This window comes from Nicoletella semolina, assembly GCF_004345745.1.
GTDB classification, from domain to species: Bacteria; Pseudomonadota; Gammaproteobacteria; order Enterobacterales; family Pasteurellaceae; genus Nicoletella; species Nicoletella semolina.
In genome coordinates this window covers 1-13,270 of record NZ_SLXJ01000009.1, presented here as the reverse complement: position 1 = coordinate 13,270, position 13,270 = coordinate 1, and the positions used below count along the sequence as shown (strand labels likewise).

The 13,270-nt window shown below is 40.7% G+C and carries 10 protein-coding genes; 4 read left to right on the top strand and 6 right to left on the bottom strand.

Annotation, left to right across the window (positions count from 1 at the left end; translation table 11 throughout):
* Positions 1-13 precede the first annotated feature (13 nt).
* Positions 14-379: a 30S ribosomal protein S6 gene (gene rpsF / locus EV693_RS06475; RefSeq protein ID WP_132501555.1), complete on the bottom strand. Its 366-nt coding sequence runs from the start codon at positions 377-379 to the stop codon at positions 14-16.
* A gap of 304 nt (positions 380-683) precedes the next feature.
* Here rpsF and EV693_RS06470 point away from each other — a divergent pair, with 304 nt between their 5' ends.
* A complete protein-coding gene (locus EV693_RS06470; RefSeq protein WP_132501554.1) occupies positions 684-944 on the top strand; it encodes a YfhL family 4Fe-4S dicluster ferredoxin in 261 nt (86 codons plus the stop codon).
* 20 nt (positions 945-964) lie between these two features.
* On the opposite strand, the gene mutM is transcribed toward EV693_RS06470, so the two are convergent.
* From mutM to slyD, 5 genes are all read right to left on the bottom strand, one after another.
* Positions 965-1,789: a bifunctional DNA-formamidopyrimidine glycosylase/DNA-(apurinic or apyrimidinic site) lyase gene (mutM, locus tag EV693_RS06465; RefSeq protein ID WP_132501553.1), complete on the bottom strand. Its 825-nt coding sequence runs from the start codon at positions 1,787-1,789 to the stop codon at positions 965-967.
* 110 nt (positions 1,790-1,899) lie between these two features.
* Positions 1,900-3,129 carry a uracil-xanthine permease family protein gene (locus EV693_RS06460; protein WP_132501552.1) on the bottom strand — a complete coding sequence of 410 codons (1,230 nt, stop codon included), beginning with the start codon at positions 3,127-3,129 and terminating at the stop codon, positions 1,900-1,902.
* Between the two features lie 609 nt (positions 3,130-3,738).
* Positions 3,739-5,073: a phosphoglucosamine mutase gene (gene glmM / locus EV693_RS06450; protein ID WP_132501551.1), complete on the bottom strand. Its 1,335-nt coding sequence runs from the start codon at positions 5,071-5,073 to the stop codon at positions 3,739-3,741.
* Between the two features lie 95 nt (positions 5,074-5,168).
* Positions 5,169-6,692, bottom strand: coding sequence for a threonine ammonia-lyase, biosynthetic (gene ilvA / locus EV693_RS06445; protein WP_132501550.1), 1,524 nt, complete (start codon positions 6,690-6,692; stop codon positions 5,169-5,171).
* 18 nt (positions 6,693-6,710) lie between these two features.
* Positions 6,711-7,274: a peptidylprolyl isomerase gene (gene slyD / locus EV693_RS06440; RefSeq protein ID WP_132501549.1), complete on the bottom strand. Its 564-nt coding sequence runs from the start codon at positions 7,272-7,274 to the stop codon at positions 6,711-6,713.
* Between the two features lie 342 nt (positions 7,275-7,616).
* Between slyD and lldD the strand changes: the two genes are divergently transcribed.
* From lldD to EV693_RS06425, 3 genes are all read left to right on the top strand, one after another.
* Positions 7,617-8,762 carry an FMN-dependent L-lactate dehydrogenase LldD gene (gene lldD, locus EV693_RS06435; protein ID WP_132501548.1) on the top strand — a complete coding sequence of 382 codons (1,146 nt, stop codon included), beginning with the start codon at positions 7,617-7,619 and terminating at the stop codon, positions 8,760-8,762.
* Positions 8,763-9,033: 271 nt separating this feature from the next.
* On the top strand, positions 9,034-11,061 hold the full coding sequence (locus EV693_RS06430; protein WP_132501547.1) for a BCCT family transporter: 2,028 nt from the start codon (positions 9,034-9,036) through the stop codon (positions 11,059-11,061).
* A 76-nt stretch (positions 11,062-11,137) separates the two neighbouring features.
* Entirely contained in the window at positions 11,138-13,105 is a 1,968-nt protein-coding gene (locus tag EV693_RS06425; protein ID WP_132501546.1) for a BCCT family transporter, read from the top strand.
* Positions 13,106-13,270 lie beyond the last annotated feature (165 nt).

Genomic DNA, 13,270 nt, shown 5'->3' with positions numbered 1-13,270 from the left:
TTCAACCTGAGAATTACTCGTCAGCTTCAACTTCAGCAGCAGCTTCTTGAGCTTTACTTTCTTTTGCTTTCACCATTGGCGAAGCTTCAGTTACTGCCGCTTTAGTGTGAACGATTAAGTTACGAAGAACGGCATCGTTATAACGGAAGTTAGTTTCTAACTCATCGATTACACTTTGAGGTGCTTCTACATTCATTAACACATAATGTGCTTTGTGAAGTTTATTGATTGGATACGCTAATTGACGGCGCCCCCAATCTTCTAAGCGATGAACTTGACCGCCAGCCTCTTTTACAGACGCTGTGTAACGCTCAATCATTGCTGGTACTTGTTCGCTTTGATCTGGATGAACCATAAAAACGATTTCGTAGTGACGCATTGTTGATCCTTACGGGTTAACAGCCTCCAACTTTAGCCAGTTACCAACTTGTGGAAGCAAGGATAAAAAAAGAATGTAACTGAACGTTGGAATTATACAGGAAAAATAACGCAACGCAACGCCTCGCAAATCCAAGCGGTCAAATTAGCTCATAAATCTGCGAAATACGATGTAACTTACAAGACAATCTACTTTAAATACAACTTGCTTTAAAGCACAACGTAAAGCGTGCCACTTTCATAAGCAAAAAAGGACAGGTATAATCCCCCGCTTCATATTCACTCAACGAAAACACCAGCAAACTATGGCACTATTAATTACCCACAAATGTACCAACTGCGATATGTGTGAACCAGAATGCCCTAATCAGGCAATTTCAATGGGCGAAGAGATCTATGTCATAGACCCCGCACTTTGCACCGAATGCGTCGGGCATTACGAAATCCCAACATGCCAAAAAGTCTGCCCAATCAACAATTGCATTATTACCGATCCTGACAACATTGAAACCAATGAACAACTTTGGGAACGCTTCGTCCTAATTCACCACGCAGAGAAGCTGTGAGAACTGCAATTAATGCTAATTTACCGAGGAAATTCTTGGCATTGAGGGCAAAAAAAGCTATTACGTTGCCCTATGTTTTTAGCTTTAATCAATGTGCCACAGTCATTGCACTCTTCACCTTTTCTACCGTACACTTGCAGAACTTGTGCAAAATAACCTGGTTTTCCGTTAGGTTGGATAAAATCTTTTAGTGTTGTACCACCTTGGATAATCGCTTTTGAGAGTACGCTTTTAATGACTGAAACTAAACACTCACACTGTTTTTTCGTCAGATTTTGTGTACTCAATTCAGGGTGAATGCCCGCCATAAATAACGACTCACACGCATAAATGTTACCCACTCCAACCACAATGGTATTGTTCATAATAAAGTTTTTCACAGCAAGGGTTTTACGGCGACTTTGTCGGTAGAGATAATCTGCGTGAAACTCGTCTGTGAGAGGTTCAGGACCAAGTTTAGAGAGCAGTGGAGAACGTTCCGCCTGCTCAACCCATAACCACGCTCCAAATTTTCTCGGATCGTTATAGCGTAAGATTGTGCCATTTGTTGTGATTAAATCAATGTGATCGTGTTTTCCTGCCTCTTGATTTTGCGAAGTAGAGAGAATACTGAGCGAGCCTGACATTCCCAAGTGCAACAAAATATCACCACGTTCAGTACGAATAATGAGATATTTTGCACGGCGATCAATTTTATGAATTTTTACCCCAGCCATTTGCTGTAATTCATCACTCACACGCCAGCGTAGCTGCGGCTGGCGTATGATAATCTGCGAAATTGTCTCATCTTCTAAATGAGGAGCGATACCCCGCATACTTGTTTCAACTTCAGGAAGTTCTGGCATAGTTTTTCTCAGTGATTAGCGGTTTGTTTTTTAGAAATATTTACAATTCTCCCTACATTTTGCTCGAAATTTTCGACAAAATTTAGGGAGATTAAATAACGTTCTTAGGATTACACTTGCTCGTTTTGTTCCTGTGCTTTTGGCAGAATGAGGTTTAGCAGAATAGCGACAATTGCACATAAACTAATGCCTTTAAGTGAAAATTCGCCTACATTGACAAGCATTCCGCCAATCCCAAAGGTCATCACAACAGATACAATGCAAAGGTTACGAGCTTCTCCCATATCAATTTTCGCACGGATTAAGGTACTCATTCCTACCGCAGCGATTGAGCCAAAGACAAGCATCATAATGCCACCCATCACCACATTAGGGATAGTTTGCAAAAACGCCCCGACCTTACCACAAAATGAAATAGCAATCGCCCAGCAAGCCGCCCAAGTCATTACTTTAGGATTAAAATTCTTAGTTAGCATCACCGCACCTGTTACTTCGGCATAGGTTGTATTAGGCGGACCACCCAAGGCAGCAGCGGCTGATGTAGCAATACCATCGCCTAGTAACGTACGGTGTAACCCTGGTTTTTGTAAAAAGTTTTTCCCCGTAACTGAGCTGATCGCCATAATACCGCCGACGTGTTCAACCGCTGGAGCAAGAGCAATAGGAAGAAGATAAAGGATAGCTTCCAGTTTGAATTCAGGCGTCGTGAAGTTTGGTAGGCTAAACCAAGCAGCATCTAGCACAGGTTGAAAATTCACTAACCCAAGAAAAATTGATAACAGATAACCGAGTGCAATCGCAAACATAATCGGCACAAGTTTCATTAACCCCTTGGCAAAGACAGCAACAATTAAAGTGGTTACTAATGTTACCATCGAAACTAACAATGCCTGCTCATAAGGCACATTGCTTGTTTTACCTAACGCCATTTCAACGGCAACAGGTGCAAGCCCTAAACCAATAATAATAATGACAGGACCGACTACAACAGGGGGAAATAATTTATCTAAAATCTCCGCTCCTTTAAAGCGGACTAAAGTCGCTAGTAAGAAATAAATAAAGCCTGTAAAAACTAAGCCACCCATTGTCGCAGCAATGCCCCACTGCTGCACGCCATATTGGATAGGTGCGATAAATGCGAAGCTAGATGCAAGGAAAATCGGCACTTGTCGGCGAGTACAGACTTGGAAAAGCAATGTACCAACGCCTGCGGTCAATAAAGCAGTATTAGGATCAAGTCCCGTAATTAATGGAACCAACACAAGGGCACCAAACGCAACAAATAGCATTTGCAGCCCAACGAACGCCTGTCTGGGCGTACTAATATTTTCGATTGTCATAGTTTCAACTCTCTGTTTGAATTAACTTATTGTTTAAATTGATCTTAAATCAAATTGGCTCTTAACAAACCGTAAGAACGACCTAAAGGAACCGTTGCAATTATACGGCAAAATAAGACCGCTTAAAACCAAATATGCAACGCATAACGCAGCTTTCTCCGTCTACAGAGAGGAATTCTACAAGCAGAGAAAACACATCGGATATTGATCGACATCAGCATTATTTTGGTTCACAAAGTCGGAATTTATCTTCGATTATTCGGGGAATAAAATGCCAATTAACCAGTTTTGCCCTAAAAAATCATATTCCATTTCAATGGCAAACCAGATTTCACGAACACATTGTGAAATCCGAACAAGTATTTAGTCATATTTATGATTACATTCAAAATAACGCCATAAATTGGAAAACTTACTCTTTCCATCCACAAGTTCCCAATAACCTGTCGTAGGGACACACTGCGTGTGTCCGTTTTAAATCCATCACTGATTTTAATTTTGTGAATATTTTATTGCACACGTACGCAGGGCGTCACCAGTCACGTTTGAATTAATATCAAAGTAAATTTCAAATTAACCTTAAGCTTAAAACAGAGATTAAAATGTCATTTAACAACCCCTTATTACTTCCACAATTTCTTCAGCGTAGCGTTGGGCAAGTATCGCATCTTCACACTCCACCATCACTCGAATCAGTGGCTCTGTACCAGATTTTCGTAACAAAATTCGCCCTTTGCCACTGAGTTGTTGTTCAACCTGCTTAGCAATGGTTTTTACTTTATCGTTTTCTAACGGATTTGCTCCACCATCAAAACGCACGTTGAGTAATACTTGTGGAAATAGTGGCACCGCTTTGGCTAATTCATTTAGGCTTAATCGGTGAGATGCCATTGCAGCCAACACCTCGAGGCTTGCAACAATACCATCACCCGTTGTGTTTTTATCTAAAACGATAATATGCCCTGAGTTTTCGCCGCCCAATTTCCAACCTTTTTCCTTAAGCATCTCTAGAACATAGCGATCGCCAACATTCGCTCGAACGAATGGAATTGCCATCTCTTTGAGTGCGATTTCAAGACTCATATTGCTCATTAACGTGCCAACTACACCACCTTGCAATTTTCCAGCACGCAGTGCTTCACGAGCAATAATAAACAGAATTTGATCGCCATCAACCTGATTGCCTAAGTGATCAACCATTATCAAACGATCGCCATCGCCATCATAAGCCAACCCTACGTCAGCTTCTGCCTCAATCACCACTTTTTGCAATGCCTTAATGTCTGTTGCACCACATTTTTCATTAATATTTAAGCCATCTGGACGGGTACCCATCTCGATTACCTCTGCCCCCAGCTCACGCAGCACATTAGGGGCGATATGGTAAGTCGCACCGTTTGCACAATCGACTACAATTTTATAGCCCTCTAGGCTTAAATGCGCTGGAAATGTACTTTTACAAAATTCGATATAACGCCCTGCTGCATCAGTAATACGGCTCGCTCGACCAAGCTCTGCAGAAGCCACACAATCCATTGGCTGTTCAAGCATTGCTTCAATCGCTTCCTCCACGTTGTCAGGTAATTTCTCGCCGATAGATGAGAAAAATTTAATCCCATTATCATCATAAGGGTTGTGTGAAGCGGAAATAACAATGCCTGCCTCTGCTCGAAATGTGCGAGTAAGATAGGCAATCGCAGGGGTTGGCATTGGACCTGTAAATGCGGCAGAAAGCCCAGCAGCCGCTAAACCAGCCTCTAAAGCCGATTCCAACATATAGCCTGAAATTCGAGTATCTTTTCCAATCAGCACTTTTTTGGAGCCTTGTGTTGCTAGTACTTTGCCTGCAGCCCAGCCCAATCTTAATGCAAAATCAGGCGTGATTGGATATTTTCCTACCTTGCCACGCACCCCATCGGTGCCAAAATATTTACGTTCTGCCATAATGATTTTTTTCCAAGAATGTTTCTAAGAACAAGCGGTGGCATTATCAAAAAATTCTGCAAAAATTAATGAAAAAATGACCGCTTGCGAAGGTGTTATTTTAAGAAATATTGATATGCAGGACTATCGCTTACGTTTTGATAGCGATACCCCAATCGTTCAAGTGCTTGAGTAAATTGGATCATTTCCTGATCTTGAATGCGAAACGCCGCTAAAATATCGCCATAATCTGCTCCGTGGGCTCGATAATGGAAAAGCGAAATATCCCATTCTATCAAGGTTTGTAAGAATTTTAACAATGCCCCTTTTTGTTCTGGAAACTCGAAACTATATAGCTGCTCTTGCACATTATTTACACGTCCGCCTACCATATAGCGAATATGCGTCTTGGCAACATCGTCATCAGAAAGATCTGCCACTTCATAACCGTATTGTTGCAACTCTTTACTAATATCTCGTTTTTCTTGATTACCTGAAATGCGAACACCAACAAAAACGCAAGCCCTATGCTGATCGGCTCGACGATAGTTAAATTCTGTTACCGAACGATTGCCTAATATTTCACAAAATTTCAGAAAGCTGCCTTTTTGTTCAGGAATAATGACAGCTAGTAATGCTTCGTGTTTCTCGCCAATTTCACAGCGTTCTGAGACATACCGTAGCGTATGAAAATTTAGATTTGCCCCAGATAAAATACAAGCAAGGTTTTTGTCTTGTAGCCGATATTGCTCACAGTATTTTTTTAGTCCTGCAAGAGAAAGGGCTCCTGACGGTTCAGCCACTGCACGCACATTCTCAAAAATATCTTTTAACGCCGCACAAACTTCATCGTTATCGACTAAAACAACATCATCAACGTATTGCTGACATAAACGGAACGTTTCATCACCAATACGTTTAACTGCAACCCCATCAGCAAATAGCCCAACACGCTCTAAATCAATCGGTTCGCCTGCTTGACGTGCATAATAGAGACAAGCTGAATCCTTTGACTCCACGCCAATCACTTTAATTTCTGGCATCAACTGCTTAATCAGCACGGCAACACCTGCAATCAATCCGCCACCGCCAACAGGCACAAAAACATAATTCACATCTGCCTGTTGTTGTAACAACTCCATACCAATCGAGCCTTGACCTGCGATAACAAGCGGGTGATCAAATGGGTGAACAAAGGTCATATTGAGCTGCTGCGATAATTCAATCGCTTTTGCCTTCGCTTCATCAAAATTTGCACCAAAAAGTAATACTTCGCCACCAAAGCCACGTACAGCATCTACTTTAATCGTCGGCGTATTTTGTGGCATCACAATTAACGCTCTTAAACCTAAATGTTTTGCAGATAAAGCCACCCCTTGAGCGTGATTACCTGCAGAAGCCGCAATCACACCTGCCGCTTTTTGTTCAGCAGAAAGATTAGAGATCATCGCATAAGCCCCACGCAATTTAAAGCTATGCACTGGCTGACGGTCTTCTCGTTTAATAAAGATCGTATTATTTAGGCGTTCTGAGAGCTTCTCCATTTTTTGCAATGGCGTAACTTGGGCAAGATCGTAGATTTTGGAGCTTAAAATAGCACGGAGATAATCCGTGCCAGTATGAAGTTGGGTATCACTCATAGATTTACCAACATTTGATTAGTGTTTAACACCATCGTGATGATGACTGTGGTCGTGATGATGTCCACAGCCACAACCGTGTCCTTCCTCATCACTATCGTGTCCGCAGCAACCGCCTTCTTGATGAATATGTCCGTGAGCAATTTCTTCTAGCGTCGCCTCACGAATCGCGACCACTTCTACACTAAATAGAAGCTCTTGACCTGCCAGCATATGATTACCATCAACGACTACTTCATCGCCTTCAATCGCCGTAATCACCACTGGCAAAGGACCAATATCTGTATCAGCAATAAAACGCATTCCAACTTCTAAATCATCAGTCCCCATAAATACATCTTTAGGTACACGCTGAACCATATTTTCATTATATTCACCGTAACCTTCTTCAGGTTTTACACGGACTTCAAAGCTATCGCCAACCGCTTTCCCTTCAAGGGCGTTTTCTAAACCAATCACTAAATTATGATGACCGTGTAAATAGTCTAAAGGCTGCTCAACAGGTGCTTCATCAACAAGCACACCATCTTGAGTACGAACTTGGTAAGCAATGCTTGGCACAACATTTTTGGTGATTTTCATTTCAAATTCCTTAATTAAGAGTGGATAACATCAAGCATTGTAGCTTGTTATACTAGATTTGCAAATTTTCGGTCTCAAAAGACCGCTTCTCAATGCGAAGAAAAATTCAGCACTCTAAAAATAAATCGCTGTTAGAAATTCAGGCAAACTTATCCAAGTTCACCACATTTCGATCAAATTTTGTGAATTACACCACATTTCTACAAAAAAGATTAGCCCATAGATAGGTTTCTGATGCAATTTCTATTAGAATTAACCGCCATTATAAATTTGTTTTTTATCTAATATTGATAACAAATTAATTAACACCATTCACTATAATTCTTATAAAAAGAGGTAAAAATGATTATTTCATCAGCCAACGACTATCGTAAAGCGGCAAAACGCCGTGTTCCACCGTTTATGTTTCATTATGCTGATGGTGGTTCTTATGCGGAGCATACACTCCAACGCAACGTCAGCGATCTCTCTGATATTGCATTAAGACAGCGTGTATTAAAAGATATGTCTAACGTCAATACGGAAATCGAACTTTTTGGTGAGAAACTATCAATGCCTGTTGCACTCGCTCCAGTGGGTGCATTGGGTATGTATGCACGTCGTGGAGAAGTACAAGCTGCTCAAGCAGCGGAAAAGAAAGGCGTGCCATTTACGCTTTCTACTGTTTCAATTTGCCCAATTGAAGAAGTAGCACCCGCGATTAAACGCCCGCTATGGTTTCAACTTTATGTGCTTAAAGATCGTGGTTTTATGAAAAACGCCCTAGAGCGTGCTAAAGCCGCAGGTTGTTCAACACTCGTTTTTACTGTTGATATGCCAACCCCTGGGGCTCGCTACCGTGATATGCATTCAGGTATGAGTGGACCTTATAAAGAAATCCGCCGTGTATTACAAAGTATGATTCACCCATTCTGGGCTTGGGACGTAGGTATTCACGGCAAACCGCACACACTAGGCAACATCTCAAAATATGTCGGCAAAGAAATCGGCTTAGATGACTATATCGGCTGGCTGACCGAAAACTTTGATCCATCAATTTCTTGGAAAGATCTTGAGTGGATTCGTGAATTTTGGGACGGTCCAATGGTGATTAAGGGCATTCTTGATCCAGAAGATGCGAAAGATGCGGTACGTTTTGGTGCTGATGGTATCGTCGTTTCTAACCACGGCGGTCGCCAGTTAGACGGCGTGCTATCTAGTGCAAGAGCCTTACCTGCTATTGCTGATGCAGTAAAAGGCGACATTAAAATTTTAGCTGATTCAGGTATCCGCAACGGTTTAGATGTCGTACGAATGATTGCACTCGGTGCGGACGCTTGTATGCTTGGTCGCTCATTTGTTTACGCATTAGGAGCAGAAGGCGGAGCAGGCGTTGAAAATATGCTCGATATTTTCAAAAAAGAAATGCGAGTAGCAATGACCTTAACCAGCAACGAAAAAATCAGTAACATCAGCCGTGATGCATTAGTTGATTTAAGCAAGCTATAAATTATAAATAAAAAAAGAGGTAGATCTACTACCTTTACCTTCTCCCTCCCTCCGTATAGGGAGGGAATTCTCGTTCCGCCACTCCATTTCGCTCTTGTCATTCAGATATTTAATTGTAGGGAAATTCTGTATTCTATGGTAGACTTGCCCAGTTTTACACATATCAGAACATTTCTGTTCACAAATTAGACTCTGGTCTATCATTGTTCAACTCGAACATCTAATGCTATATAGCGACTCAATTTAATTCAACATCTACAAAGGAGTTTTTATGAACTTAGGCACACTTTTTAGTGGCAAACATTCATTTAACCCGTTTGTAACAGGTATCACATTATTATTTGTTTTTTTACTTGTTGCTGCGATCTTACTATTGCCAACAGAAACACAAGCGGTATTAGATGCTGCTAAGGCATCCATTTTTGATTATTTTAGCTGGTATTATGTTTTTATCTGCTCTATTTTTTTATTCTTTTTGATTATTTTATCAGTCAGTAACTTAGGCAATATCAAATTAGGAACAAATGAAGAAGAGCCAGAATTTAGCTTCCTTTCTTGGCTAGCGATGCTATTTGCGGCAGGTATGGGGGTTGGATTGATGTTCTTTGGTGTGGCAGAACCGCTATCTCACTATATTTCACCAATCACTACAGGCACCAACGAGCAACAAGCACAGCAAGCGTTGCTGCACACGGTATTCCACTGGGGAATGCACGCTTGGGCAATTTATGGTGTCATTGCATTAGCCCTAGCCTATTTTGGTTTCCGCTATAAGTTACCTCTTGCTTTACGCTCTTGTTTCTACCCATTACTCAAAGAACGTATCAATGGCAGAATGGGGGATTTTATTGATATTATGGCGTTGGTCGCCACGCTATTTGGGATTATCACAACATTGGGCTTTGGCTCATCACAACTTGGGGCTGGCTTAGTTGAAATGGGTTGGCTTGATGAAAATCATCTCGGTCTACAAACGATTGTTATTGTTGTAGTGATGACGCTCGCTGTTTTTTCCGCTATTTCTGGAGTTGGAAAAGGCGTTAAAATCCTTAGTGAAGCTAACCTTGTTTTAGCCATTTGTTTATTGGCGTTCGTGCTGATTGCAGGTCCAACGCTTTATCTACTTTCTGCATTTAGTGACAATATAGGTACTTATCTTTCTAACCTAGTCAAAATGAGTTTCAAAACCTTTGCCTACGAACAAGAAAATGTGGCGTGGTTTAATGGCTGGACCGTCTTGTATTGGGCGTGGTGGTGTTCTTGGGCGCCTTTTGTAGGGTTATTTATCGCCCGAATTTCTCGTGGACGTACTATTCGTGAGTTTGTGTTCGGCGTATTAGCACTGCCGAGTTTATTTGGTATTTTATGGTTTACGGTATTTGGTAACAGTGCTATTTGGCTTGAACTCAATGAAGCTCAAGGTGCGTTATCGCAATTTGTTTCCTCGCCTGAAACACTGCTATTTAAGTTCCTAAATTATTTCCCATTATCTACGCTAACAGGCGTATTAGCATTAGTGAGTATCGCATTATTTTTCATCACATCAGCAGACTCAGGCATTTATGTTCTCAACAATATTGCCTCTCGTGATAAGAGTCTTACTTCTCCGAGCTGGCAGGCGTTGATGTGGGGAGTGTTAATGTCTGCGGTTGCCATTACGTTGCTCAGTTCAGGCGGATTAGCTAACTTACAAACGATGACACTAATTACTGCTTTGCCATTCTCAATTCTAATGGGTGTGATGTGTGTCAGTTTATGGTTGGGGCTGCGTGCGGATAAAAAATATTTTGATGTTAAGCTAACCCCTGGTTCTGTTTTATGGACTGGTAACAAATGGCGTGATTATCTCAGTCAAATGTTAAATCAAACCGAAGAAAAAGATATTCTTAAATTCTTGAAGAAAACCGCTCACCCCGCAATGCGTGAATTACGAAGAGAACTTATTTCAGAATATGGTTTAAGCGTTGAAGTAAACAGCTATTTTGATCAAGATGAGCCTGCGGTAGAATTAATCATTCATAAAGAATCGATGCGAAACTTTATGTATGGCATTAAGTCAGTGGGTCGAGAAGTCTCTGAGCAGTTGATTAACGATGAAAATTTACCGCATATTCAGCATAACATTACCTATGAACCAATCACTTATTTCTTTGATGGGCGAACAGGTTATGATGTGCAGTATATGGACGGTGATGAATTAATCGCTGACATTCTAAAACATTATGAACGTTATCTCTCATTGCTAGACTCTGTTGGTCAAGAGCTAATGGCTCACGAGCAAACAGAACTAGCTGAATAAGCTGATTTTTATAACGGTAGGGAAACCTACCGTTATTAGGCTCAGTGATTAGATTTGCGATTATTTCGAACTATAAATGAAAAATTTTTTTGCTCCGACAACATTCAACCTAACCGTTGTAACAAGCGGTCTCATTTGTTGTTTATTTTGCATTTTGGGCGTTTTGCTCTATCCCAATGAGATCTTGAATGGATTAAATTTCATTAGACACCATATTTTCAATAATTTTAGTTGGTTTTATATCAGTTGCTGTGCGTTCTTTTTGCTCTTTTTAGCTTTCCTTGTATTAAGTCGCTACGGTGATATTAAATTGGGTACAGATGAAGAGGAACCAGAATTTAGCCTAAAATCTTGGTTTTCCCTGTTGTTTACCGCAGGAATGGGAATTGGGATTATTTTTTTGGGGGTTGCAGAACCTCTTTCACATCAAATCTCGCCTATTGATGAACAAAACATCACACAATCTGCACTATTTCACAGTATTTTCCATTGGAGCATTAATGCTTGGGCAATTTATGGTCTCATTGCACTTGCTATTGCTTACTTTGGTTTTCGTTATAAATTACCTCTGTCTCTACGTTCTTGCTTTTATCCGCTCTTTAAACAAAAAATTAATAGCAGAATAGGGGATTTAATTGATATTCTTGGGTTATGCACGACCTTATTTGGCTTAATTACCACCCTTGCGTATGGTGCGATCCGACTTGCTGCGGCTATTGAAAGCGTTAGTGCATTTGATCAAACTAAACTCGTTGTACAAATCGTCTTACTCAGTATTTTTACAGGTGCAATTCTTTTGTCTATGCAGCGATTGAGTAAAGGTTTGCGCTTTATCAGTGAGCTAAACCTATCGCTTACATTAATGCTATTAGTCTTTATCTTAGCTACAGGTCCGACAGTCTACTTACTCTCTGCATTTACCGAGAATATTGGCACTTATTTTAGCGGTCTGGTTTCAGCCAGTTTTCGCACTTATATTTATAACTTTGCTCAATTTGAATGGTTTAGAGACTGGACTGTTTTCTATTGGGCGTGGTGGTTTGCTTGGGCTCCAGCATTCGGTATTTTTATTGCACGAATTTCAAGAGGACGAAGCATACGAGAGTTTGTACTCGGTGTGCTAATTGTCCCCAGTTTTTTCTTTATCTTATGGTTTACCGTCTTTGGAAATGGGGCGATTTGGATCAATGAACATCTTGCAAATGGCGAATTAACGCATTGGATTGATTCATCTGGAAAATTGCTATTCTCTTTTTTAAACTATCTACCGTTCTCCCCTCTACTACAAGGATTAAGCCTAATCATTGTGATGTTGTTTTTTCTGACCACTATTGATTTTGGCATCTATACACTCAACAATATCGCCTCAAAAGACAAAAGCCTTGTTTCACCTCGCTGGCAAGCCGTGATGTGGGGAGCGGTTATCACGCTGACAACCAGTTTACTATTTAATATTGGCGGTGTCGAAGCATTACAGGCATTAATGTCAATGTTCTCCCTCCCCTTTGCTGGACTAATGATCCTAATGGCAATCAGTTTACAAAAAGGGCTAATGAATGACTACCACTACTATCATACCGAATTTGCCCAAACCAACACTTGGACGGCAGAGAATTGGCGAGATCGATTAGATCATTTACTCAATCAGCATAAACAACAAGAAATGCTAACATTTCTTAAACGCACTGCCTTGCCTGCTATGCGAGAACTCCGTCAAACACTGATTGGTGAATACCATCTTAGCGTACATTTAGAATCTGATTTTGCCAATAAAAAGCCATTTATTTTACTGACCATCTACACACATACAATCCGAGATTTTCACTACGGTATCCGAACAACTGTATTAGACATTTCACAGACACTCATTCAAGACGAGAACCTGCCACATCTTACCGAGGCAAAAAGCTACGTCTCAACTACGTTCTTTGAAGATGAACAAGAAAGTTACGAAGTCCATCATCTCACTGAACAAGAATTGATCGGCGATATCCTACAAAAATACGCCCGTTTCCTCACCGAAATTCAAAAGCGAAGTGTGTAAAAATAATGTATGATTCACAGTAAACATTGAATTTCTTTCTTGTCCTTTATCTTTGACTTTCTCAGTTATGAGTGTAGGTAAGGGTTGTTCTGTTATTTTATTGATAAAAAAACAGGCTGGTTTTACCCAGCCTATTTTCATTTTTTACTTGAGTTAAAAGTTTAG